The 23,761-nt window shown below is 48.1% G+C and carries 21 protein-coding genes; 12 read left to right on the top strand and 9 right to left on the bottom strand.

Features of this window, described 5'->3' with window-relative positions:
* Nucleotides 1-22: 22 nt before the first annotated feature.
* The 4 genes from LG219_RS15530 to LG219_RS14170 all read right to left on the bottom strand — a co-directional run bounded on the left by LG219_RS15530 (nt 23) and on the right by LG219_RS14170 (nt 5,616).
* A complete protein-coding gene (locus tag LG219_RS15530) occupies nt 23-2,332 on the bottom strand; it encodes a PAS domain-containing sensor histidine kinase (protein ID WP_226765101.1) in 2,310 nt (769 codons plus the stop codon).
* A complete protein-coding gene (locus tag LG219_RS14160) occupies nt 2,325-3,320 on the bottom strand; it encodes a 2-hydroxyacid dehydrogenase (RefSeq protein ID WP_226765102.1) in 996 nt (331 codons plus the stop codon). Before LG219_RS14160 ends, LG219_RS15530 begins: the two co-directional genes overlap by 8 nt.
* A gap of 4 nt (nt 3,321-3,324) precedes the next feature.
* Entirely contained in the window at nt 3,325-3,582 is a 258-nt protein-coding gene (locus tag LG219_RS14165) for an RNA-binding protein (RefSeq protein WP_226765103.1), read from the bottom strand.
* A 141-nt stretch (nt 3,583-3,723) separates the two neighbouring features.
* Entirely contained in the window at nt 3,724-5,616 is a 1,893-nt protein-coding gene (locus LG219_RS14170; protein ID WP_226765104.1) for a lytic transglycosylase domain-containing protein, read from the bottom strand.
* A 311-nt stretch (nt 5,617-5,927) separates the two neighbouring features.
* Between LG219_RS14170 and glyQ the strand changes: the two genes are divergently transcribed.
* The 6 genes from glyQ (at nt 5,928) to LG219_RS14200 (ending at nt 11,932) form a co-directional block, all read left to right on the top strand.
* Nucleotides 5,928-6,821, top strand: coding sequence for a glycine--tRNA ligase subunit alpha (gene glyQ, locus LG219_RS14175; RefSeq protein WP_182076293.1), 894 nt, complete (start codon nt 5,928-5,930; stop codon nt 6,819-6,821).
* Between the two features lie 16 nt (nt 6,822-6,837).
* Entirely contained in the window at nt 6,838-7,329 is a 492-nt protein-coding gene (locus LG219_RS14180; RefSeq protein ID WP_226765105.1) for a surface-adhesin E family protein, read from the top strand.
* A gap of 49 nt (nt 7,330-7,378) precedes the next feature.
* Nucleotides 7,379-9,448 carry a glycine--tRNA ligase subunit beta gene (glyS, locus tag LG219_RS14185; RefSeq protein WP_226765106.1) on the top strand — a complete coding sequence of 690 codons (2,070 nt, stop codon included), beginning with the start codon at nt 7,379-7,381 and terminating at the stop codon, nt 9,446-9,448.
* 120 nt (nt 9,449-9,568) lie between these two features.
* Complete coding sequence (gene gmhB, locus LG219_RS14190) at nt 9,569-10,111, top strand: D-glycero-beta-D-manno-heptose 1,7-bisphosphate 7-phosphatase (RefSeq protein WP_226765107.1); 543 nt, start codon at nt 9,569-9,571, stop codon at nt 10,109-10,111.
* Between the two features lie 118 nt (nt 10,112-10,229).
* Nucleotides 10,230-10,967 (top strand): lysophospholipid acyltransferase family protein, encoded by a 738-nt coding sequence (locus LG219_RS14195; protein ID WP_226765108.1) that lies wholly within the window; start codon nt 10,230-10,232, stop codon nt 10,965-10,967.
* Between the two features lie 188 nt (nt 10,968-11,155).
* Nucleotides 11,156-11,932 (top strand): M48 family metallopeptidase, encoded by a 777-nt coding sequence (locus LG219_RS14200; protein ID WP_226765109.1) that lies wholly within the window; start codon nt 11,156-11,158, stop codon nt 11,930-11,932.
* A gap of 160 nt (nt 11,933-12,092) precedes the next feature.
* Here LG219_RS14200 and LG219_RS14205 read toward each other — a convergent pair whose 3' ends face one another.
* Complete coding sequence (locus LG219_RS14205; RefSeq protein WP_226765110.1) at nt 12,093-12,365, bottom strand: hypothetical protein; 273 nt, start codon at nt 12,363-12,365, stop codon at nt 12,093-12,095.
* Between the two features lie 269 nt (nt 12,366-12,634).
* Here LG219_RS14205 and waaC point away from each other — a divergent pair, with 269 nt between their 5' ends.
* Complete coding sequence (waaC, locus tag LG219_RS14210; protein WP_226765111.1) at nt 12,635-13,591, top strand: lipopolysaccharide heptosyltransferase I; 957 nt, start codon at nt 12,635-12,637, stop codon at nt 13,589-13,591.
* A 31-nt stretch (nt 13,592-13,622) separates the two neighbouring features.
* On the opposite strand, the gene LG219_RS14215 is transcribed toward waaC, so the two are convergent.
* From LG219_RS14215 to LG219_RS15535, 3 genes are read right to left on the bottom strand one after another with little or no spacing between them, the layout of a single operon-like run.
* Nucleotides 13,623-14,945, bottom strand: coding sequence for a deoxyguanosinetriphosphate triphosphohydrolase (locus LG219_RS14215; protein ID WP_226765112.1), 1,323 nt, complete (start codon nt 14,943-14,945; stop codon nt 13,623-13,625).
* Nucleotides 14,942-16,198, bottom strand: a complete 1,257-nt coding sequence (locus LG219_RS14220) for a putative bifunctional diguanylate cyclase/phosphodiesterase (RefSeq protein WP_226765113.1) — start codon at nt 16,196-16,198, stop codon at nt 14,942-14,944. Before LG219_RS14220 ends, LG219_RS14215 begins: the two co-directional genes overlap by 4 nt.
* A 12-nt stretch (nt 16,199-16,210) precedes the next feature.
* Entirely contained in the window at nt 16,211-17,581 is a 1,371-nt protein-coding gene (locus tag LG219_RS15535) for a cyclic di-GMP phosphodiesterase (protein WP_226765114.1), read from the bottom strand.
* 221 nt (nt 17,582-17,802) lie between these two features.
* Between LG219_RS15535 and LG219_RS14230 the strand changes: the two genes are divergently transcribed.
* The 5 genes from LG219_RS14230 to LG219_RS14250 are packed head-to-tail and all read left to right on the top strand — an operon-like array spanning nt 17,803 to nt 22,839.
* The gene (locus LG219_RS14230; RefSeq protein WP_226765115.1) at nt 17,803-18,891 is read left to right on the top strand and encodes an ABC transporter ATP-binding protein; all 1,089 of its coding nucleotides are present in this window, start codon (nt 17,803-17,805) and stop codon (nt 18,889-18,891) included.
* A 3-nt stretch (nt 18,892-18,894) separates the two neighbouring features.
* On the top strand, nt 18,895-19,824 hold the full coding sequence (locus LG219_RS14235) for an ABC transporter permease (RefSeq protein WP_226765116.1): 930 nt from the start codon (nt 18,895-18,897) through the stop codon (nt 19,822-19,824).
* The gene (locus tag LG219_RS14240) at nt 19,814-20,590 is read left to right on the top strand and encodes an ABC transporter permease (protein WP_226765117.1); all 777 of its coding nucleotides are present in this window, start codon (nt 19,814-19,816) and stop codon (nt 20,588-20,590) included. The genes LG219_RS14235 and LG219_RS14240 overlap by 11 nt, the downstream gene beginning before the upstream one ends.
* Before the next feature lie 37 nt (nt 20,591-20,627).
* Complete coding sequence (locus tag LG219_RS14245) at nt 20,628-21,686, top strand: ABC transporter substrate-binding protein (RefSeq protein ID WP_226765118.1); 1,059 nt, start codon at nt 20,628-20,630, stop codon at nt 21,684-21,686.
* A 49-nt stretch (nt 21,687-21,735) separates the two neighbouring features.
* Nucleotides 21,736-22,839, top strand: a complete 1,104-nt coding sequence (locus tag LG219_RS14250; protein WP_226765119.1) for a VanZ family protein — start codon at nt 21,736-21,738, stop codon at nt 22,837-22,839.
* A gap of 6 nt (nt 22,840-22,845) precedes the next feature.
* On the opposite strand, the gene LG219_RS14255 is transcribed toward LG219_RS14250, so the two are convergent.
* Entirely contained in the window at nt 22,846-23,436 is a 591-nt protein-coding gene (locus LG219_RS14255) for a 6-pyruvoyl trahydropterin synthase family protein (protein WP_226765120.1), read from the bottom strand.
* Between the last annotated feature and the right edge of the window lie 325 nt (nt 23,437-23,761).

A 23,761-nucleotide genomic window follows, 5' to 3' on the forward strand; every position in this document is an offset into this window, starting at 1 on the left:
TGACAAAAGAAGTACGTCGCGATTAAGGTTCACACGCCAAACTCTCTTGCGGTAAAGGCAGGGTGAAGATAAAGCGGCTGCCGCCGCCTGGATTGGCTTCAACCCACAATCGACCTTGGTGGTGCTCGATAATTGAGCGACAAATATTTAAACCCATTCCCATCCCGGTATTTTTTGTTGTGTAAAAAGGTTTAAACAATTGTTCCATTTGTTCAGGATTAATACCAGTGCCGCGATCCGCAATAATGACCGATAAAAAGCCATTATTTGCATTAATGTTTAAATCCAGCGTTCGATTGGCAATCGGCGTGTCGTGCATCGCCTCAATCGCGTTTTTCATTAAGTTAAACATGACTTGTTCCAGCATCACCGCATCGGCATACACAATCGGTAAATCACTCACTTCGCCGATACTGAGTTTGACTTGCTGTTTGGCGACCTCGGCGGCGAGCAGCGTGCGCACTGTGTCGACTAAATCTGCGACCTCGCAGGGCTTGCGGTGTGGCGCGCGGCGTTGCACAAATTCGCGAATCCCAGAAATAATTTTGCCGGCGCGTTTGGCTTGGCCAGCCATTTTTTCGATGGCTTGATCCAGTTGGGCAATATTGGGTTCAGCTTGCGACAGCACATTGCGGCAACCGGTGGCATAGCTGGCAATGGCGGCTAAAGGTTGATTGAGCTCGTGCGCCAAGCTAGATGCCATTTCGCCCATGCTAATCAAGCGTGTGGTTTGCTGTAATTGCTCATTTTGCTGGCGTTCACGCTCTTGGGCATTTTTGAGCGCAGTGATGTCGGTGGCGATTTCGAGCCAAACCTCTGAGCCATCCACCCAGACGCTGCTGCGGCTTTTAATTTGATACCAGTGGCCACGATAGGCATCGAACCATTCGGTTTCGACTGGCGCGCCTTTACGGCGCGGCGTATACGGCAAGGCACAGTAGCGGCCATGCCAATCGGGGATATTAAACGCCCGATCAAATTGCCGGTTGGTGAGGAGCATCTCGCAGCTGGCCGCGTCGCTGACCGAAACCGCGGCTTCTAGGCCATTGAGCACATTCACAAAACGCTCATGGGACGCTTGCAGCGCATTTCGCTCGCGCTGTAATTCGGTAATGTCGTAAATCGAGCTAATCCAGCCGGTATGCTGGCCGTCGCCATCAATCAGTTTGGCGGCGTAAAGCCGCACGTCAAAGCGCTCGCCATTGGCGCGCATAAAGCGCATTTGATAACCCGAGGGTTCGGCGCGGCCGGACAAAATCGCCCGATACACTGCGGTGCAACGATCTAGATCTTCCGGTGGCCAGTACGGCATGGTTTGGCTTTGCCCCAATAAGTCTTCTGCGCTATAGCCGACCATTTCGCAAAAGGCCCGATTGATATAAATCAGGTGGCCATCCTTATCCATCGCCCGAATGCCGGTGACTAAGGAGTTTTCCATCGCTTCACGCATGGCGGTTTCTTGCCGCAATTGCGCTTCGATATTGTGGCGCTCTTTAATGTGTCGCCGCAGTGCCCACGTTGAGGCGAGCATCAAGATCGAGAGCGCAATCACCGTCAGCGTGAGTAAATATTGTTGCCAGCTGCGTTGCTGCTGATACACCGTCGCTTGCAGCTGAAATTGATTGGGCGGCAAATCAAAGCCAATGGCTTGGCTCAAGCCGGTGGGATCTAAATTGCGGTTAAATTTGCTGGCGATGGTTTCGCCGTTTTCAGTCAAAGAAATTTGATAGCGCTGGGCAATCCACCACGGCACTTGCTGCTGCAACAGGGTATTGAGATTGAGAATGGCCACCAAAGTGTGCCGACCATGAAAATTGAGGCGAACGGGAGTGACAAAAGCCAGTAAAGGCGTTTGATTTTGCCCTTGTAACACGGTACTAAATTGGGGTGCATTATTGACCAACACCACACTGCGCGCTGCAACCAGATTGCGATGGTTTTGCGGCGGTAACAGGTCGGGACGATTGAGCGGATGTTGCCAGCGCACTTGATTGGTTTCATCGATGTATTCCAAGCTCATCACTTCGGGTGAATCTTGTAAAATCGATAAATAGCGGCCACTAAATTCGGCTGAGCTTAAGCCATCGGAAACAATGATGTCGGCAAGGCCATCGAGCTGATGCTGCAGATTATCCAGCCGATTTTTGAGTGCTTGCTTTTGCCACAATAGATCTTGCTCTAAGGTGCTGGTGATCGCTTGGTCTTCTTTGTGCGCGGTTTGGATTAAAAACAGGGCAAAAACTAAGGCAAACAAGGCGGCGGCAAACGGGGTAATGGTGAGCAGCCAACGAGAAATCGTCGGCTCCTCGACACGGAACTGCTTTTTAGGCACTGGCTTTTACCTCGTTGCCAAGGGGACGATGCTGAATAAAGTCATCGATGCTTTGCAACACAGAGTGGGCAATATTGTCGAGTGCTTCGGTGGTTAAAAAGCCTTGATGCGAGGTAATCACCACATTCGGAAACGTGGTTAAGCGCGCCAAAATATCATCTTTGAGCATGCTGTCTGAGAGGTCCTCAAAGAAAACGCCTTCTTCATGCTCGTAGACATCAAGCCCCACCCCGCCAACATGCCCTGATTTGAGTGATTTAATCAGTGCCAAAGTATTAATCAAGCCGCCACGGCTGGTGTTGATTAAGACGACGCCTGGTTTCATTTGCGCCAGCGTGGTGGCGTTAATCATATGGTGCGTGGTGGGAAACAGCGGCGAATGTAAGGAAATAATATCGGCACGCTTAAATAGCGCTTCTTGCGTAACAAACTCACAATCCACATCGCATTGCGCTGGGGGATGTGGGTCATAGGCGAGAATCTTGCAGCCAAACCCGCGTGCAATGCGCGCGGTGGCCAGACCGATTTTCCCGGCGCCAACAATACCAAAGGTGCGGCCGTGCAAGTTAAAGCCTTCTAAGCCATCGAGGGTAAAGTTGCCATCACGAATGCGGTTAAAAGCACGGTGTGTTTTGCGAACCAAAGTCAGTAGCAGCGCAAACACATGCTCGGCCACGGCTTCTGGCGAATAAGCCGGGACTCGTGTGACCGTAATGCCATGGGCGGCGGCGGCGTTTAAATCCACGCCATTAAAGCCCGCGCAGCGCAGTGTAATGAGTTTGACCCCAAGCTGGGCGAGCTGAGCGATGGTGAACGCATCGAGCAGATCATTCACAAACGGACAAACCACGTCAAACCCTTGTGCTAAGGGTACGGTTTTGGCGTTGAGCCGATCATCAAAAAAAACGATGTCATGGTCGAATTGGATATTGGCCGCATTGATCGCGGTCTTGTCATATTGCTTGCTATCAAAGACGGCGATCCGCATCGGTTTAGTCCTTAAAGTTATGCGTCACGGTGGCGTTCAGGTGAAAGCCTTGGTAGTGATAGCCATTTAATTTCTGGGCCAGCACATCGCCCAGCGTATGTGGCGCTTCAGCTGGATATTGCACTAAGGCGATGACATTACGCCCAGCGCCTTCGCTGACGGTAATTTCAGTCGGAATCGGTGCGCCCAATTGCTCGACCAACAGCGCGATAATATCTTCGCTGCGCGTGGCGGGCGGAAAATTGCCAATAATAATTTGCATGATGAATCACCTCTATGTGAATGGTTGGTCAGTTGAACAGGAGTTATAGTAACAACGTTTTTCTTGGGTTTGCTACGGCATGATTGCAGTGGTTCATCGAGTGGATAAGCCAAGTCATATCGACTCGATGCGTGATATTTTTTATTGTGCAGCAGGCACCTTGGCTAAGCGATGACTGAGTTGCGTCGGACTGTCTTTAAAATAATGCGCGTAATGACTGGCATTGCTGAGCACTTTTTTAACGTAATCACGAGTTTCACCAAACGGAATGGTTTCGATGTAAATCGTGGGGTCTAACTCGCGATCGGTACGCCATTTTCTGGCGTTGCCTGGGCCAGCGTTATAGCCAGCGGTGGCTAAAATCGCGTTGCCGTTAAAGTTCTCTGCCCAATAGGCCAGATAGTAAGCACCCATATGCAAATTGCTGCTGACGTCGGTAATACCAGCGGGGCTAAAGTCGCTGATTTTCATTTTACCGGCGACCCATTTGGCGGTATTGGGCATCAATTGCATTAAGCCCGCTGCGCCAGCACTGGAGCGAATATCGCTGATAAAGCGACTTTCTTGGCGGATTAAGCCATAGACCCACGCCGGATCTAAGCCTTGCGCTTTAGCCGCTTGCTCGGTTTCTTCGCGATACGGTGTTGGGTAGCGCAAGGTAAAGTCATGTATTTTTTGCGTGCGCTCGGCGGTATAAATACTGCGGTCATACATTTTATTTTTACGCGCTAATTCCGCTGCGGCCAATAATTGCGTGTCGCTTAAGCCTTGCATGGCGAAATTCCATTCGCGATTGGCTTCAACTCGCCAGTTTTGTTGATTCAGGCTCAAAGCACGCACCACGCCGGGTAGGGCGGCAACGGCATTGATGTCTTCAGGTTGGCTGGTATAAGGCGCGCGTGATTCTTGCAGTATGTTGCCGAGTTTTTCTTGTGCCAATAAACCGTAATAATCAAAGCCGTCAGCTAATTTGAGATAAATGGCGTTAGCGGCATTGGTTTTGTTTTGTGCCTCATAGGCGCGTGCTAGCCAGTAGCGATAGGTGTTTTTTTCTTGCGTTTCGGCGGGGAGTGCTTTGATTCGGGCTTCTATCGTTGGCCAATCTTCGCTACGCAGCGCCGAGCGCACAAACCACGCTTGGTCTTCTTCTTCCAAATCATTTAAATCGGCTTTGCCCAGCCAAACCGAAGCGCTCGGATGGTGGCGGCGTGCGGCGGTGAGGCCTAATTGTTGCCACGCAAAACGTTGATCGGCGGCGGCCATTGTGGGGCTAAGCTGTTCGATCAATTGTGCTGCTTGTGCCGGGTTTTTTCGGCCAAGCAATTCCAGTGCATACAGTTGCAATTCAAGATTGGCGCGACCGGCGGCGTTAAGCTGCAGCAATTGTTTGTCAGGGGCGCTATTGATCGCGGCGATGGTTTTGGCGGAGAACTCACTTGAGCGATTAACGCGCATCGCCAATTGCCGAGCAAAGTCAGGACGATTGCCGGCCAAAGCTTGGCGAATTCGCCACCATGCATCGTCTTCATTGAGCGTGCCGTTGGCAAATAGGGCGTCAAACACCGGATTGCACGCTGCCGATTGCGGTTTGCCACTAAACCACAGTGCTTTATTGCTGCTCAATGTTGAGTTGTCGTTGCGAGCCAGTGCCGCTTGGGTTTTGAGGCATTGCAACTCCGTGTTTGGCGCGTCGATTTTCGCGTATTGCGCTTCAAACGCCGGCCAAGCTTGGCGGCGGGCTAATTCTTTAATCCAATCATCGCGAAAACGGCTGGCCAGTGGCGTGTTGGCGTAGCGATTTAAAAATTGATTGGCATCGTCTTCGCTGATTTGTTTAATTTGTAGTGTCAGCCAGTAGTAGTTTGGATACATTTCTAACGGCTTGCCCTGATTGCTATCGCTGATTTGGGCGATGCGAGGTAGATCGCGAGCACGAACCGCTTCGCGCAGTTCATCCAAATCAATATTGGCAAAAGCGCTGGCGCTAAGTAAGAGATGGCTGCTGATAAGCAGGGTAACTGAGAGTGCGCGCATAAAGTTAAGCCGTGAAAGTGGCGCGATTGAGCGCCTAAAAAGCTTAAGCATAACAAGAACGCCGATGCTCTGGCGTTGTTATCGGCAATATTTCTGAGTAAATGTGTAAGAGATCATCTTTTGCGGCGCGGCTTAGCCATTTGGGGGCTGTGATTGAGTAGCTTATGATTGCCAAGAAGCCACTTTTTGTAGGTCAAGGGCGCGGTGAATTTGTCACGCTGCGACGCTCATTGCGAGCGAGCTGCCACGATAGCGGCAAAAACAGGTAGAATTCATTGATTAAAAGAACTGTGCCGTGCGCCAAGAATCCTATGCTGACTTTTCAGGAAATCCTTCTCAAGCTCCAAACCTACTGGGCTGGGCACGGCTGTGCCTTGCTGCAGCCTTATGATATCGAAGTAGGGGCCGGAACCTTTCACACCGCCACCTTTTTGCGCTCAATCGGCCCAGAGCCTTGGAATGCCGCTTATGTGCAACCTTGCCGCCGTCCTAAAGATGGCCGCTATGGCGAAAACCCAAATCGTTGCCAGCATTATTATCAATACCAAGTCGTGCTCAAGCCATCGCCTGACAATATCCAAGAATTGTATCTTGGCTCATTGCAAGAGCTCGGTATCGACACTTCAGTGCATGATGTGCGCTTTGTTGAAGACGACTGGGAAAGCCCAACCTTGGGCGCTTGGGGTTTAGGCTGGGAAGTGTGGCTTAACGGTATGGAAGTCACGCAGTTTACTTACTTCCAGCAAGTGGGCGGTCTAGATTGCAAGCCGGTATTGGGCGAGATCACTTATGGCGTCGAGCGTCTAGCGATGTACCTGCAGGGGGTAGATAGTATCTACGACATCGTTTGGACGGTGTACCCGAATGGCCAAAAAGTCACTTATGGCGATATTTATCACCAAAACGAAGTCGAGCAATCGATTTATAACTTCGAGCAATCGAATGTGCCGTTTTTGTTTGATCAATTCAATCATTTTGAATCTGAAGCTAAACGCTTAATCGACGGCGGCTTGGCCTTACCTGGTTTTGAAATGGTGATGAAATGCTCGCATATGTTCAACTTACTCGATGCGCGTGGTGCGATTTCGGTGACTGAGCGTGCCGCTTATATTGGCCGAGTTCGCAATTTAGCGCGTCTGGTCGCGCAAGCGTATCACGACAGCCGCGAAGCTTTGGGCTTCCCAATGTGCCAATTGCCGGAATAATCCACAGGGGCTCGCCATGTTGCTTCGTTGCAGTTTACTCAGTGTGATGGTGTTATTGAGTGCTTGCGATAAAAAATTTAACGAAGGCGTGAAAGGCCCCGTTGCCGTGCCTTATGCCAAGGCAGACTGGCGTAGTTATGGCAAAACCGCGGATTTTGAAATGCTGGTGGATGCTAATTCAGTTCAGCATGATCCGCAGTATTCAGAGGCTAACTACACCTTTGTGTGGATGTTGCAGCGGTTTAATACCGATCAAAACGACGAAGTCGGCAAAGGCCAATATCGGCTGAAATATACGCGTTCAGCGATTCATTGCGATTCTGGCCGTATGGCAGGCGTGGCCGTGGCTTTGCACGATAGCGAAGACGAAGAACTCGCCCGTTATGATGTGCCGGGATTTCAGTGGGAATTCACTGATCCGGCCAAAGACAGCTATGGCGCTGATTTTATTCGGCAGGTCTGCAAAATCATGAGCGACAAAGACGCCGCGCAGCAAGACGATGCCTAGGTGGTAGTCAACAGCCCGCTGGGCGATGAACTTAAAAAAGAGAAACAGCATGAACCCAACACTGCTTATTGAATTATTAACCGAAGAATTGCCGCCCAAAGCCTTGCCTAAATTGGGTGCGGTCTTTGCTGAAAGTATTTTTGCTGAATTACAAAAAATGGGCTTTGTGCCTGCAGATACGGCCTATGTGACGTTTGCCAGCCCACGCCGTTTGGCCGTCAGCATTCCTAATGTCGCGGCAGTGCAGCCTGAGCAAGCCATTGAAAAACGTGGCCCTGCGGTTGCCGCTGGTTTTAAAGACGGCCAGCCAACGCCGGCTTTATTGGGTTTTGCTCGTTCTTGTGGCTTGACGGCCGACGCCGTCAACAACCTAGAAAAACTGCACGACGGCAAACAAGAAGTGTTTGTTTTCCGCATGAGTAAACCCGGTCAAACCTTAAACGAAGTGCTCGCTGGCATTGTGGCTGCGGCCTTAAAAAAACTGCCCGCGCCAAAATTAATGCGTTGGGGCGATCGTGATGGCCAATTTATTCGTCCGGTACATGGCTTGATGATGTTGCACGGCGATGATTTGATTGCTGGGCAAATTTTGCATCTGAATTCACGCCGCAGCACGCTGGGGCATCGCTTTTTATCTAGCGGTGAGCTGGTGCTGTCTAGCGCTGACGATTATGCGCGAATGCTCAAAGCGCAAGGTTATGTGATTGCCAGCTTTACTGAGCGCCGCGCTTTAATCGGTGAACAACTGCAAGCGGCCGCTGCGGCCCTCAATGCCACGATTGCTGCTGATGATGCGTTGTTTGACGAAGTGACCGCCTTGGTGGAATGGCCAGTGGTGTTAAAAGGCGGCTTTGAAGCAGAGTTTCTCGATGTGCCGCAAGAATGCTTGATTTTGACCATGCAGCAAAATCAAAAATACTTCCCGTTGCTCGATACCAATGGCAAATTGATGAATCAATTTTTGCTGGTATCCAATCTGCAAACGGCAGATCCTAGCCACATTATCAATGGCAATGAGCGCGTGTTGCGCGCACGCTTATCAGATGCACAATTCTTTTTTGAGCAAGATAAAAAAGCCAAACTCGATACCCGCGTCGGCAAATTAGCCAATGTGGTGTACCACAATAAAATTGGCTCGCAACTGGAGCGCGTGCAGCGTTTGGAAAGCATTGCCGGTGAAATCGCCAAATTACTCGGTGCGGATGTCGGTAAAGCCACGCGTGCGGCTTACTTGGCCAAGGCCGATTTGTCGACCGATATGGTTGGTGAGTTTCCTGAGTTGCAAGGGATTATGGGGCAATACTATGCCGTGCATGATGCTGAAGATACCGATGTAGCGTATGCGATTGCAGCCCATTACAAGCCTAAGTTTGCTGGCGATACCCTGCCAGAAGGGGCGACGGCACAAGCCGTTTCTTTGGCCGATAAATTAGAAACCTTAGTCGGTATTTACGGTATTGGCTTGATTCCGACTGGCGATAAAGATCCATTTGCATTACGCCGCGCAGCACTGGGCGTATTGCGGATCTTGCTCGAGCAGCCACTTGATTTGAAAGCGTTGCTCAATATTGCTGAAGCCAGCTTCCCAGCGGGCTTGATTAAAGCGGGTACGGTCGACGGTGTGTACGGCTTTATGCTTGAACGCCTGAAAAATCTATTGGCGGCGCAATATCCAGCGGCTGATATTGATGCGGTGTTGGCTAAATCATTAACGCGTTTTGACGATCTCACGGTGCGTTTGGCAGCGGTGGCTGAATTTAAAGCTTTACCAGAAAGCGCAGCGCTCGCAGCAGCGAATAAACGTATTCGCAATATCCTGAAAAAAGTCGAAGGCGATTTGCCAGCCTTAAATGCCGCTTTAATTGGCGCAGGCGCTGAACAAGCGCTGTTTGCGCAATTGCAAGCGTTGCAACCGGCGGTAGAAAGCGCTTTGGCGGTCAACGACTTTACCAGCGCACTGAAGCAATTGGCGGCATTTAAAGCGCCTGTTGATGCCTTCTTTGATTCTGTGATGGTGATGAGTGACGATTTGGCTGAGCGTGGCAATCGTTTAGCACTGTTGTCGCAACTGGCTGACTTGATGAATCGCGTTGCCGAATTGTCATTATTGGCCGACTAAATGGGCTGAGGGCGGATTGAACGTGCAGCACCCTGCGCGTTGGATCCGCTGATTTTATTGGTCTTATTCGTCGCGAATGACGAAAATCTCGCTCGATATGCAAGGTTAAGGATGCAAAAAATGAAACTCTTAATTTTGGATCGGGATGGCGTCATCAATGCAGACAGCCCAGATTATATTAAGTCGCCTGAGGAATGGCTGCCGATTGCGGGTAGCATCAATGCGATTGGTGAATTAACCCGTGCCGGCTGGACTTTGGTCGTCGCCACCAATCAAAGTGCCATTGGTCGGGGCATGATTGATGTGGCCATGCTCAATCAAATTCACAGCAAAATGCATAAAGCGGTTCATCACGCCGGTGGCCATTTGGACGCGGTGTTTTTCTGTCCGCATGCGCCAGATAGTGGCTGCGGCTGCCGTAAACCCGCGCCGGGCTTAATTTTAGATATTGCCAAGCGCTTTCGAGTTGACGCTAAAGATTGCTATATGGTGGGCGACTCATTGCGCGACTTACAAGCCATTGCGGCGGCGGGTGGGCGCGCTATTTTAGTCAGAACGGGTAATGGCATGAAAACCGAGTTGCGCGGCGATTTACCCGCAGGCACTTTGATTTTTGATGATTTGGCTGCGGCGGCCAATTGGCTTATGTATTCGGCAGATTAAGCGTCTGCCGCTGGCGTTACGCGCTGTGCCGTGTGGCGCAAGCTTCGCTTTCTTTTTACTCGTGCTGATGTTGCGAGTTTGATTTCCCATTCGGCCCTTTTTCGCGAGTTTACGTTACATGATCTGGTTGCGCTCTATTTTGTATTGGTTGCTACTCATTATCATTACGCCGTTGTTTACCTTGTTGGCCATCGTGATTTTGCCTTTGCCAGCAGTGACGCGAAATCAAATTATTCGCTGGTGGTCGGTGATTTTACTCAAGTGGTTACACCTGACTTGCGGGCTTAAATTTCGGGTTGAAGGCGCAGAAAACATTCCCGAAGGGCCAATGATGATTATGTGTAAACATCAATCGGCGTGGGAAACCATGGCGCTGCAATTGATTTTCCCGCCGCAAGTGTGGGTAATGAAACGCGAATTACTTAAAATGCCATTTTTTGGCTGGGCTTTGGCGACCACCTCACCGATTGCGATTGATCGTGGCCAGCGCGCTGCCGCGCAGCGGCAATTGATGGAGCAAGGTAAAGATCGTTTAGCCAAAGGCTTGTGGATTGTGATTTTTCCAGAAGGGACGCGGATTAAACCCGGTGAGCGTGGCCAATACAAACAAGGCGGCGCACGTTTAGCACTGGATTTAAATGTGCCGATTGTGCCCGTGGCGATGAATTCCGGTGAGTTTTGGCCGAAAAATTCCTTTTTAAAATGGCCGGGAGAAATCACCGTTCGCGTAGGGGCACCGATTGCTTCTGAAGGTAAAAAATCCTTAGAGCTGATTAAAGAAGTCGAAAACTGGATCGAAGGGCAGATGGACGAAATCAGCGGCCGTGGTCCGTGCTTTGAGCAGAAAAAAGCCTAGGGTCTGTTGACGTTTGGTTTTCGGTCGCGCTGGAGCGATTTTCGCGGCAGATCAAGGCATTTTATGCGACCAATAACCCGTTATTCGAGCATGAAATAACGCAGAGATGCCGCGAAAAGCGCCCAGCCCTTAGGGTTTGGCTGCTTTTGGCCTGACACTGCGTTGAAAAACGCTTGCATAGAATGACTATGCCACGCGTCTTTCGCCTTGTTTCAGGCCAAAATCAGCACAAACGCGATCCGCAAACCAAACCTCAACAGGCCCTAGGTATTTACTTGCAGTACATATTTAAAAATAGCTCTGGCGATATATCCTATCAAATTAAACGTAGCCCACGGCGACGTAGCATTGGTTTGAAAATTGATGCGCAGGGGTTAACGGTGATTTTGCCGCAAAGCGCGGCTGAACGTGAAGCCGAGCGCGTCATTGAACTCAAACTGGCATGGATTCGCGGCAAACTCGCGGTGCGGCACGATGCGCCAGCAGTCGCGCCGCCGAGCTTGTGCTGGGGGGCGAGTGCCTTGTATCTGGGCGAATCATTCATGTTGCAACCGGCATTACGCAGCCAATTTGGCGCAGGAGTGTTGTCGCTGTGCGCAGCCAACGACGCCAAAATTGCCCCGGCTTTAATCCGTTTTTATCAGCGCTCAGCGCAAATTTATTTGGCCGAACGCGTGGGCTTGTGGTCGGAACGCATGGCGCTGCAACCCAGAAAATGGTTATTGTCATCGGCCAAAACCCGCTGGGGCAGTTGCACTGCTGCCGGTGACATTCGTTTAAATTGGCGCTTAATGCAAGCGCCAGCCAGCGTGATTGATTATGTGGTGATTCATGAATTGGCGCATTTGGCCCAAATGAATCATTCGGCCCGCTTTTGGGCGATTGTCGCCCAAGCCTGCCCAAATTGGAAAACCGAGCGCGCTTGGCTCAAGCAGCATGCGCTGGCCTTGCTGGCTTGGGGCTAATGATTTTTTTAAATAAGACTTAAATCATCACTCAGCAGCGCAATTGAGTATCGGTTTCAGCGTTTTATTTCCTTATTATTTTTCATTTTAATATTTTAAATGTGTTTCGAAGGCGGCGCTGTTCGGCTCAATCGCAAAGCACTAACCGCCCATTGACTGACTATTGGTCTTTGAGTGGCATCACTTGAACGGTTGTTTGTGGCGGTGTTGAGACTTGGGTATTGCTCGCAGGCTTGGATGCACTCATTGCGTCGATTGCCATACCCCCAGCAGCCACCGTTCCGGTTGCGACCATTTTAGTCGCATCATAAGCCAGGCCAACGGCGCTGGTGGTCACGCCAACAGCAACTGAGCCAACTAAAGCAGCAGTCGTCACCACGGCACAACCATTGAGTAATAAGGCCAAGATTAGGACGACGGGTAATTTAAACACTCGATATTCCGACATCGTTAGAAAGGCATGGATTGTCGACGACTTGATGCGATTCGTCGAGATAAAAAAGCATTCAGTTAAATCATGGATGGGAGTAGATATTGCTGGGTAGATCTGGTTTAATCCATTGCGATTGATTTTAATGCTCGCAGCTTAAATCATTGGCAACGATGCCTTGCTAAACAATAATCATTTTTTATTTAGCGATTTAATCGAATTTATTCAAATTCCCCAGTTTTGTTTGCGTAGAATTAAGCGTTTAGGTAAGAATGAAAAAAATTCTGATTGCAAAACTCACCTCGCTGGGTGATATTTTATTTGTCATGCCAATGATTAGTGATATTCGATATCATTTTCCTGACGTACAGATTGATTGGATGGTGGATGCCCAATTTGCTGAATTACCGGCCATGCATCCGGCAATTCATCGCGTGATTACTGTGCCTTTACGCGGCTATAAGCGTAAATCAATCCGGCAAAATTGGCATGGCATTCAATCGGCAATTGGGCAATTGCGTCTTGAGCATTATGATGTCATTTTAGATTGTCATGGCATGATTAAATCGGCGTTATTGAGTCAAGCGGCTAAAGCCAAGCTAATTATTGGGCCGCCGGATTATCGTTTAGGCGAAAACGCCGCACGCTGGGCTTATCATCGGCAAGTGGTTCCCGATGCCAATTTAACCGCTGTGGCTTGGTATCGCAGCTACGCCGCTTTAGCGCTGAATTATTCAATTGAAACTGAAATTAATTTTGGTCTGCAAGCGGATGAATGCTTGCCGACATGGATGCCGGCCAATCGTCCGTATGTGATGTGTTTTCATGCCGCGTCCAAGGCTGAAAAAACCTGGCCAGTGGCGCAATGGCTGGCGGTATTGCAGGCCTTAGAGCAGCAGGGCGTGATGGCGATTTTGCCATGGGGCACCGAGGGCGAATATACGGTGGCTCAGCAATTGGCAGCGGGGCTAACGCTGGCGATGGTGCCGCCAAAACTCACCATTGCACAGATTGCCAGCTTGATTCGCCATGCCGACTGGTCGATTGGGGTGGATACCGGCATGACGCATTTGGCTGAAAACATGGGCCGTGCCACCATTGCGCTGTATACGCAAACCGATTCGGCCAGCTATCACCCGGTATGGAATAGCCAAGCGCATTCTTTGGGTGGGCAAGGGGTGGTACCACAAGCAAAACAAGTGTTGGCTATTATGGGTATTGCTGCCTAAGCTCGATACTTGCTAGCTTAGACGGTAATACTCATCTCCCCATGCCGCCGACTTGCTGTGCTAAATAAGTGGCGTAGTTGTCGGTCATGCCGCCAATAAAGTCCAGCACTCGCCGGTAGGCTTCGATTAAAGGCCATTCTTTTTTCGGCGCGTTGTAATCCATTAAATCGAGCACTCGGCGCATGCGAAACGGCATTTCGGCGCTGACGTGTTGCTCGTAGGCCGCGGTGCAAAAAGCACTGAGTAAGATTTCTAAGCAGGTAAATGAGCCGACTTCGATTTCAATTTTGCGTCGTTCGTTAAATATCCGGTCGCGCGCCAGTTGCTTGGCCTCGGCCAGCCCCAAACGCATGCTCGGCGGGCAATCATTGAGTAAATCGCCTTGGTAAGTGCCAGCCATAATCCGGTCATAGTGTGTCATAAAGGTGGCGGCCACATCGCGAATACAGCGATCAATGGCTTTGCCGCGCAGTAATGAAATTTTGCGCCGGGTGGATGGCGCAGCCGCGACTTCGAGTTGCAACAGACTGGTTTCGCCGCCGCAAATCTTCATCAATAGCGGCTCAACGGTTTCGAACGGTAGTGTGCCGATTTCAATGCCGTCTTCTAAATCCAAAATGGCATAGCAAATATCGTCGGCCGCTTCCATTAAATACGACAGCGGGTGGCGCGCCCATTTATTGGCTGCGATTAAAGGCAGGCCAAGCTCGGCGGCGATGTGTTCTAAGAGATTCAGCTCGGATTGATAGCAGCTAAATTTGCCTTTTTGTCCTGCATCTTCACTCGTCCATGGGTATTTGAGCGTGGTGCCCAGCGTGGCGTAGGTGAGGCGCAGACCACCATCAAAACGATGGTTTTCGAGCTGGGTAATGATGCGAAAACCTTGGGCATTGCCCTCATAAGTCATCAAATCACGGCGCTCGGCAGCGGTGAGCGTTTGCATTAAATACGCTTGCTCGGGGCGACGAAACCAGTCACGAATGGCGTATTCGCCCGCGTGACCAAAAGGGGGATTGCCGATGTCGTGCGCCAAGCACGCCGCTTGTACGATGCCGCCTAAATCATAAGGACTAATTTGACTGGGGAGTTGTCCTTGCAGTTGCTCACCGATGAGCACGCCCAAGCTGCGCCCGACGCAAGCGACTTCAATGCTATGGGTGAGGCGTGTATGGACGTGATCGTTTTCGGTCATCGGATGCACTTGGGTTTTGCGGCCCATGCGGCGAAAGGGCGAGCAAAACACAATACGGTCGTGATCTTTATGGTAATTGCTGCGCCCGGCTTCAAAGTCAGGTAGGCGACCGTCTTGGACTCCCAGACGGTTGGCCGAGAGGAGTTGTTGCCAGTTCATCATGCGGCTTGCTCCATAGATTGGATATAGGTTTTAAACGCCGAGAGCGTTAATGGGCGGCTGTAGTAAAACCCTTGTATCGTATCGCATTGATGGTGTTGTAAAAATGCGGCGGTTACAGCGTCTTCGACGCCTTCGGCGACGACGGTTAACTCAAGGCGATGCGCGAGTTCAATCATGCTTTGCACAATGGCGGCGTCTTTGTCGCAATGGGCCATCGATTGAATAAAGCTGCGATCAATTTTAAGTTCATCAATCGGCAGTCGTCTTAAATAGGCTAAAGACGAATAGCCCGTGCCAAAGTCATCTAAAGACAATTGGCAGCCCATGCTTTTTAGCTGTTCTAATTGTTTGAGTGCGGCGTCAATATCAGCGATTAACGCGGATTCGGTGATCTCTAACACAAGGGTATTGGCTGGTATGCCCCATATTTCAAGCGCGTTGGCGATATACATCGCTAAATTTTTGTCGGCTAAATTACTTGGACAAAGATTAAGACTCATACTACCGCGATACCCTTCGCTGCGCAGCACGGCAAATTGCCGCAAACCCGATTGAATCACCCAGCGAGTCAGCGTGTCCATTAAGCCCAGATGTTCAGCGACTTCAACGATTTGATCGGGTGGCACTTGTCCTAAGACGGCATCATCCCAGCGTAATAAAATTTCAGCCCCAACAATTTGCAGACTTTGGCCATTGATTTGCGCTTGAAATACTAAATGAAAGCGATTTTGTGCCAATGCTTCGCGTAACGGCGCTTCGAGCCGTGCCAGCTGTTGCCCGAGCCAATCGCGGCTTGGGTCATAAACGCCAATCTGATCTTGTGCAAAATCCCGCGCCGCGATTCGGGCAGAGTTGAGTAAATCCGGCATGTTTTCGCCATGCTCGGGATAAAGCGCAATGCCGATATGCGGATGCAAATGCTGCTGGGTGGCAGGCGCTTCGCTTAATAAATACTGCGCACGATTGGCGGCCAATAGGGCATGGCTGATCCCGGCGATATTGGGAATTAACAAACCCAGCGTTTGATGGTCAATATGAAATAATTGATCGTTGTCGCGCAGCATGGTGCGTAAAGCCGTGGCCATTTGTGCGACAACGGCGCTTTGTTTGGGGCGGTGAGGGCGATGGCGAACTTCGATATGCAAAATGCCGCAATAACGCCCGCTATCGGTGTGGGCGAGCGCGACGCTCAGTCGCTGGATGTGGCGAGTTTCGATCTCGTTAAGATCATCAATAAAAGCTGTTGTTGGCATCGGAATGGATTTTTAATCCAAAAAAAACTCACGAGGATCGATTTGATGCGCTCCACGCGGCAATTCTCGGCGAATATTGATCGGCAAACCACTGGGCAAGCTTGGATTGGTAATCAAGTCAAGGCTGTGCGGTTTGGCATAAGGGTGTTTGTCTGGCCCTAAAATAATTAGCAATTTGGGTTTGAGGCGCCGTACGCGATTTTGGCCAATCACAATGCCCACTTCGCCGGTCGATAGCTCGACCAAAGTGCCAACGTGGAAAATCCCCACGCATTGTGAGAACTGCTCAATCAGTGCCGGATGAAAATAGCGTTCGCTCCACTTGTACATCAATTGCAAAGCTTCGTGGGCTGATTTGGCGTTGGAATAGCTGCGATCGCTAGTGAGCGCGGTAAAACAATCCACAATGCCTGCCATACTGGCAAACATCCCAATGCGCTCGGCTTTGAGTCCCAGTGGATAACCGCTGCCATCATAGCGTTCGTGGTGGCGCGCCACCATATCAAACACATCAATTGGAATGCCTTCCATTTGCGACAAAATATCTAAGCTGTGATTCACATGCGTTTTCATCAGCATAAATTCGCCCGGGGTATAACGCCCCGTGCGGGTTAATAATTCAGGCGGCAAGCGCATCTTGCCCACGTCGAGCATTAAACCGGCCATGCCCAAGCTTTGTAATTCGGCGCGCGGATAGCCCAAATGACGACCAAAAGCGAGTAAATACACCGCCGAATCAATCGAATGGGCGTAAGTATATTGATCGCGATCTTTCAGTTGCGTTAGCCAAAGCAGGGCATTGGGATTGCGAATAATTGAGCCGACTAAATCGGAAACGACTTCATTAATTTCTTCAACGCGTGGCTGCAAGTCCTGGCGAACCGCCTCCATTAAACTAAACACCAAACGCTGTGCGGTTTGATGCGAGCTGCTGGCGGTTTTGATTTCTTGTTCAACTGCAGCAGTGTCATCGTAAATGACAATCTCAGTGCTGAGCGATGGATCTTTGCTGTGAGAGTCGGCGCTATTGGATGATTGCTGACGCCAGTTTGAAAATAGTCTACGCAGTTCTCGTAGAATATTTAATTTGTCCTTTCGCTGTTCTTCGCGAGACGCCGCTGAAATTAACGGACTATGCTGAGCGTGTCGGCTAGATTCGTGGATTGTTGACGGTGCGAGTAAAGACGTCCACTGCGCAATCCCGCCAACAGAGCGATTCAGATCTAGCGTAATGTGTTCACAGTAATCATGAAGTAATTCGATTTGCTGCAGACTTTCAATTAAAAAGCCTTGCATTAAAAACGGTGTATCCAGCCAAGGGCGATCCAGCTCGCTGACGAAATGCCCCAACTGTAGCTTGACAATAGGAATACGAATTTCCACTTACGAACCCATGCCGACAGAGATAATCGGGTTAATTATATGCGCTCTGCATTCATTGCTTGCTGGATTCCGGCAAAAACTGTGTTTTTGCTGAAATGATGCTGCCACAATGCGACATTTGTTGTCAGCATTGCTTTATTTCATCGATATCGATGCAGTATTGGTCGCCCCTCTGGGCGTTATCTTGTTAAAATATACGGCTAATTGTATAGAGGATGATCATGGCATTGCTGGAGATCCGTGATGTAGTAAAACAATTTGGTGATTTTACTGCAGTGAACCACGTGAGTTTGTCCGTTGAAGCGGGTGAGTTTTTTACGCTATTGGGGCCATCGGGCTGCGGAAAAACGACGCTATTGCGGATGTTGGCGGGTTTTGAACAGCCCGATTCCGGTGAAATTATTCTGGATGGCGTCAATGTGGCGGGGGTTCCTCCCGAGAAGCGCCCGGTGCATACCGTATTTCAAAATTACGCTTTATTCCCACATATGACCGTGGCGCAAAATATTGCTTTTCCACTCAAAATGGCCAATGTGCCCAGTGAAGAGCTAAAACAGCGCGTAGCGGAAGTCTTAGAAGACGTGCAATTAACGCCTTTTGCTCAGCGTTTTCCGCATGAAATGTCAGGTGGCCAGCGTCAACGCGTCGCCATTGCCCGCGCCTTGGTCAATCGCCCGCGCTTATTATTACTTGACGAGCCATTGTCGGCGCTGGATGCTAAATTACGCGAAGAAATGCAAATTGAATTAATTAATTTGCAAAAAGAAGTCGGCATTACTTTTGTGTATGTCACCCATGACCAAGGTGAAGCTTTGGCCTTATCGCATCGAATTGCGGTGATGAATAAAGGGCAGGTGGCGCAGCTGGATGTACCTGAAGTCATTTACAGCCATCCGAAAAGCCGCTTTGTCGCTGATTTTATCGGTCAATGCAATTTGCTCGACGGCACGATTGTTGCCATTGGCCATGATCGAATGCAAGTTGAAATTGCGGGCGTTGGCATTGCCGAAACATTATTACTGCCCGATGCCACAGTGGGTCAAAAAGGCACGCTCACTCTTCGTCCAGAAAAAATCAAACTTGCTGCGAGCTTGCCATTGGATGTGACCGATGAAGTGCATTTCAAAGGCAAAGTGCACGATTGCTTATATTTGGGCGATGTGACGATTTATGTCATTGAATTAGAAAATGGTATTTTAGTCGAAACCATGTTGCCGAATTCTGCGCCAGGGCGGGCAAAATTCTTTGATGATAATGATTTGGTTGAATTGGCATGGCGTTATGACGCTGGCCATTTTATTTTGAGTTAAGCGATGGCGAAGAATAAATCACTAGGCCGTTGGTTAATTTCAGGCCCACCTTTATTATATCTATTGATATTTTTTGCCATTCCGACGTTAATTATGGCGTTTGCCGCATTTCGTTTTCCGGGCGATTACGGTGGTTTGCTACCATTAATTGATATCAATCCAGAGACCGGTAAAAATGAATTACTGATCCATGCTGGAAATTGGCAGGAATATCTCACATTTGAAAATTTCTCACGTTTTTTTGAAGATACGATTTATGTTGAGTTGTTTATTAAATCGTTCTGGTATGCCGGTATCACAACGCTAGTTTGCCTTTGTATGTCTTATCCATTGGCATGGTTGATTGCACGCAGCCCAAAAAAATACCGTGATTTATTAATTTTGCTGGTTATTTTGCCATTTTGGAGTAATTTTTTAATTCGAGTTTACGCTTGGATGATTATTTTAGGGCCGCAAGGTTATTTTGCGATGACGATTAATCAAGGATTGGCGCTGCTCGGTATTGCTCCGATTCAATTGATGTACAGTCATTTTGCGGTGATCGTGGTGTTAGTTTATGTTCACTTACCATTTATGGTCTTGCCTTTGTATGCCAACCTTGAAAAACACGATGTTGCTTTGCTCGATGCTGCGCAAGATCTAGGGGCATCTGGCTGGCAGCGTTTCTGGAAGATCACTTGGCCGCTATCCCTGCCCGGGGTATGGGCAGGCTCTGCTTTAGTCTTTATTCCGGCACTGGGCATGTTTGCGGTCCCTGATTTACTCGGTGGTACTGATGGCATGATGGTTGGTAATTTAATTAAACAGCAATTTTTAGATAGCCGTGATTGGCCATTTGGTTCGGTGCTATCGATTATGCTGACTTTAGCGGTATTGATAATGGCGGGTCTTGGCATGTTGATTGGTCGAGGGAGGCAGCGTAATGCACTCTAAACAATCGAAATGGCTTTGGGCTGCGGCAATTTTTGTCTATGGCTTTTTATATGTGCCATTGATTATTGTTGTTGCTTATTCATTTAATGATTCAAAGCTGAACGCAGAATGGGTGGGTTTTACCTTTAAATGGTATGGCTTATTGCTTCACAATGAGCAAATGCTTATTGCTGCGCGTAATTCACTCATTATGGCCGTGGTGACCAGTTGCTGTGCCACCGTGCTGGGCACTTTAGCGGGCTTGGCAATGCATAAATACAAGCTACGCATTTTGCCGATTTTGGTGCTGACACCGATTGCAATTCCGGAAATTTTGATGGGTGTTGCTTTATTGATCTTCTTTGTGATGCTCAATATGACATTAGGGCTGGTCTCGGTTACTTTGGCACATATTGCTTTTTGTATCGGCTTTGTGGCGATTGTAGTTCGCTCGCGTTTGCAAGGCATGGATGAAGCATTGGTTGAGGCGGCGCGTGATTTAGGTGCCAGTCCGATCCAAGCATTTCGCTTGGTGACGATGCCTTTAATTATGCCGGGTATTATTGCGGGCGCTTTAATGGCATTTACTTTATCGATTGATGATTTTGTGATTACATTTTTTACTGCGGGTGCCGGTGCATCCACCTTGCCATTGCAGATTTATTCAATGATTCGGATTGCGGTAACGCCTGAAGTGAATGCTATTTCTACCTTGTTGATGCTGCTCACGCTGACGTTAATTTTGATCGCCAGTAAAGTAGCGCCTAGTGCATTACGTGCCAAATAATTATATTTAAATACAACTGAATTTGGAGTCTTCAAAAATGAAAAAGCTCTTTCTGGCGTTAATGATGGCCGCAGGTGTTGCACAGGCCGAAGATGTTTTGCATATTTATAATTGGAATAACTACCTTGCGCCAGAAACAGTCAAACGTTTTGAAGCCAGTTGCAAATGCCGTGTTGTTCAAGATTATTACGGCGCAATGGAAGAGATGTTGGCCAAATTATCGGCTGGGGCCAAGGGTTATGATATTGCGGTTCCGACTGGATTTGCAATTCCACCATTGATGAAACAAAATTTATTGCAGGGCCTAGATTTAGCCAAAGTACCTAATGTTAAAAACATTAACCCTGCATTTATGAATAGTCAATTTGATCCCGGTAATAAGTACTCATTACCTTATTCATTTACCACTACTTTGTTGGGCTACAATCAAAATAAATTGAAAGAACTTGGCATTAGCCCAGATTCATGGTCGCTTATTTTTGATCCAGTAATTTTGGCTAAAATTAAAGGCAAAGTAACCGTATTAGATGATAGTCGTGAAGTCTTTGCTGCCGCGTTGATGTATAACGGTTATTCAGCTAATTCAGTTAATCCGGACGAGCTGAAAAAAGCGCAAGAAACCATTATTAAAGCTAAGCCATATTGGGCGGCATTTAATGGACAAAGCTATATTAAAGAGCTAACTGTCGGTAATGTCTGGGTGGCTCATGGCTATTCTAGCGATATGTTTCAAGCAGTCGCTGATGCAAAAGCAGCTAAACGACCGTTTGTAGTGAATTACGGTTTGCAAAAAGAAGGCAATACCATGTCGGTGGATAGCATGGTGGTTCTTAAAAATGCACCGCGCCCTGATTTGGCGTATAAATTTATGAATTTCATTGCAGAAGGTAAAAATGCGGCAGATTTAACCAACTTGATTGGCGTTGGTAATCCTAATTTGGCCGCCGTACCGTTTGTGAAAGCGGATATTAAGTCAATTCCATCGGTATTTCCTGATGCGCAAGCGATGAAAAAACTGCAGCAGCTCAATGCCTTAGAGGGAAAGCAATTGCGAGAATTAAATAAATTGTGGACCAAAGTAAAAACGTCTAAATAAGTGCTATCAATATACCGGTTAGCCCAGTTAGCCGGTATATTGACTCTCTATGCCATCTATTTCTTCCATTCGCTTCTTAGCAAAAAAAAATAAACCGACTATGGTTTCTCCTTTTTTGTTTGCTGTTTCATTGCTTCTCATTTTGATTGTCAGTTTGTATCCATTGAGCGGTTGGCGCTTTACGGGTGAGCCGATCACGGCTTTTTATACCTATCCATTACCCTATTACTTTACTGTATTTGATAATGCAATTAATGTCTTAGCTTATATTCCATTGGGATTGAGTGCGATGTTTTTTTTGCGTCGTTATCGTTTGGCTTTTTTTTATGCAACGTGCATCGGCTTTTTAGTTTCAATGAGTATTGAATTTGCCCAGCAGTTTTTGCCGAGTCGTGTTGCATCCAATATGGATATAATGAGCAATACATTGGGTTGTTTTTTAGGTGCAATTGCGGGGGGGGTATTAAGTCATCGTTACTTTTTACGGCAATGGCTACAATTTCGCCATGATTATTTAGCACCGAGCGCCGTTGCTGAGTGGGGGCTTATTTGGTTGGCCTTATGGTTTGTGACTCAATTTGATCCGAATTTGCCATTTTTAGGTGTGGTTGTGATGCCGCAAGGTTTGCCACAACCGTTTGTTTCACCGATTAAAAACCCAGCTTTATTTTTAAGGTTATTAGAGGGCGGCGGAATGATGCTGCATTTATTGGCGGTTGCTTTATTTGTATCATTATTAGTGCGCTATCATCGTTATGCTCCCCGTGCAATTATGGGGGTATTGTTATGCGCTTTATTGCTTAAAATGGGCTTTGCGGGGATGTTATTGCAGCCCGAACAATTTTTTGCATGGATTAATTTAAATATTGCTTTGGGTGGTATTGCAGGGATTGTATTCTTAGCAATATTTTTACGTTTTAATCGACGCTTGCGTGCATTGGTGGGGTTTTTGGCGTTATGCTCGGTCAATATCATTGCTTATTTATGGCCTTTGTCTACCAATAGCAATAATAGTTTAGATGCGTACAAATGGAATTATGGTCATTTGCAGCATTTTAATGGTATGTCGAGTGCGATTGGCGATATTTGGCCTGTGGGCGCAATGCTATTTTTATTTTATTTTATGCTATTTGCGCCCGAAGATAATGATTAAAGTGCACTACACCTGTTGGGGGATCACTGGATTATTAAATTGAGCACCAGCTAATAATTTTTCATACATTTTTGGGTCGTGCCATTCGCGCTGGCATTGCTCAGAAAAAATCACATCACTGAGTTTGATTTCACCCATGCGTGGATTGTAGGCGTCATGTCGAAATGCTTGCGCATAACCGGTTTCGGTTTCGTGTGCAATGATTGAATGCAGCCGCACAGCACTTTCGCCATTGGCCATCATGGTTTGCTGCAAAAGCTGATCGATGATGACAAAAAACACCCGAGCAAATTGTTCGGCAGAGGGCGATACCGGCATTGAAATCCAGCGTGCTGAAAATGTTTGGCAAAGCTGGATGTATTGCGCGTCATCTTTATCCCAAAAACAAATCGCATGATCAAATGCATCAATCACATCCCGAATAGTGCCTTTCATTAAGCCAAAATCGTAGACCATTTGTCCATTGTCGAGCGCATCGGCTTCTAGCAAAACCTCCACTTTATAGCTGTGACCATGAATCGAAGTACGGCAACGCTCGGACGAGCAATTGCGAACAATATGAGCATTTTCAAATTTGAATAATTTACGAATCAACATATTAAGTGACCAATGAGTGAGCTTTATTTTGTTTCTAGATGATATCGCATTTGCGCCATGCGAGATCTAGCTTTTGATCATGATAATGCGCTACTTGATACCTATTTTATTCAACATGTAAGCATTTTGAATGACAGTTTTCTCTGTGTTTTTTGCAAGAATATTGAAAGCATATTAATTGTCGTGATGATGAAGGTTTTTTTAATCTGTAAAATCTGTCTGCAATTTGCCGCAGCTGTTATGAAGTTTTTTACGATTTTAATCGCCAAGATTGTTTGCTTTAGTTACATAAGGCACCCCTTATTTTGCGGTGTGTATAATTTTT

Source organism: Deefgea salmonis (assembly GCF_020531905.1).
Classification (GTDB): Bacteria; Pseudomonadota; Gammaproteobacteria; order Burkholderiales; family Chitinibacteraceae; genus Deefgea; species Deefgea salmonis.

Excerpts from the sequence above, each read along its gene's own strand:
- LG219_RS14195 (WP_226765108.1), top strand. The coding sequence starts at position 10,230 with ATGATCTGGTTGCGCTCTATTTTGTATTGGTTGCTACTCATTATCATT.
- waaC (WP_226765111.1), top strand. The coding sequence starts at position 12,635 with ATGAAAAAAATTCTGATTGCAAAACTCACCTCGCTGGGTGATATTTTA.
- LG219_RS14160 (WP_226765102.1), bottom strand. The coding sequence starts at position 3,320 with ATGCGGATCGCCGTCTTTGATAGCAAGCAATATGACAAGACCGCGATC.
- LG219_RS14215 (WP_226765112.1), bottom strand. The coding sequence starts at position 14,945 with ATGATGAACTGGCAACAACTCCTCTCGGCCAACCGTCTGGGAGTCCAA.
- gmhB (WP_226765107.1), top strand. The coding sequence starts at position 9,569 with ATGAAACTCTTAATTTTGGATCGGGATGGCGTCATCAATGCAGACAGC.
- LG219_RS14200 (WP_226765109.1), top strand. The coding sequence starts at position 11,156 with ATGCCACGCGTCTTTCGCCTTGTTTCAGGCCAAAATCAGCACAAACGC.
- glyS (WP_226765106.1), top strand. The coding sequence starts at position 7,379 with ATGAACCCAACACTGCTTATTGAATTATTAACCGAAGAATTGCCGCCC.
- LG219_RS14165 (WP_226765103.1), bottom strand. The coding sequence starts at position 3,582 with ATGCAAATTATTATTGGCAATTTTCCGCCCGCCACGCGCAGCGAAGAT.
- LG219_RS14170 (WP_226765104.1), bottom strand. The coding sequence starts at position 5,616 with ATGCGCGCACTCTCAGTTACCCTGCTTATCAGCAGCCATCTCTTACTT.
- LG219_RS14250 (WP_226765119.1), top strand. The coding sequence starts at position 21,736 with ATGCCATCTATTTCTTCCATTCGCTTCTTAGCAAAAAAAAATAAACCG.
- LG219_RS14240 (WP_226765117.1), top strand. The coding sequence starts at position 19,814 with ATGCACTCTAAACAATCGAAATGGCTTTGGGCTGCGGCAATTTTTGTC.
- glyQ (WP_182076293.1), top strand. The coding sequence starts at position 5,928 with ATGCTGACTTTTCAGGAAATCCTTCTCAAGCTCCAAACCTACTGGGCT.
- LG219_RS14230 (WP_226765115.1), top strand. The coding sequence starts at position 17,803 with ATGGCATTGCTGGAGATCCGTGATGTAGTAAAACAATTTGGTGATTTT.
- LG219_RS14245 (WP_226765118.1), top strand. The coding sequence starts at position 20,628 with ATGAAAAAGCTCTTTCTGGCGTTAATGATGGCCGCAGGTGTTGCACAG.
- LG219_RS14220 (WP_226765113.1), bottom strand. The coding sequence starts at position 16,198 with ATGCCAACAACAGCTTTTATTGATGATCTTAACGAGATCGAAACTCGC.
- LG219_RS14255 (WP_226765120.1), bottom strand. The coding sequence starts at position 23,436 with ATGTTGATTCGTAAATTATTCAAATTTGAAAATGCTCATATTGTTCGC.
- LG219_RS14180 (WP_226765105.1), top strand. The coding sequence starts at position 6,838 with ATGTTGCTTCGTTGCAGTTTACTCAGTGTGATGGTGTTATTGAGTGCT.
- LG219_RS14235 (WP_226765116.1), top strand. The coding sequence starts at position 18,895 with ATGGCGAAGAATAAATCACTAGGCCGTTGGTTAATTTCAGGCCCACCT.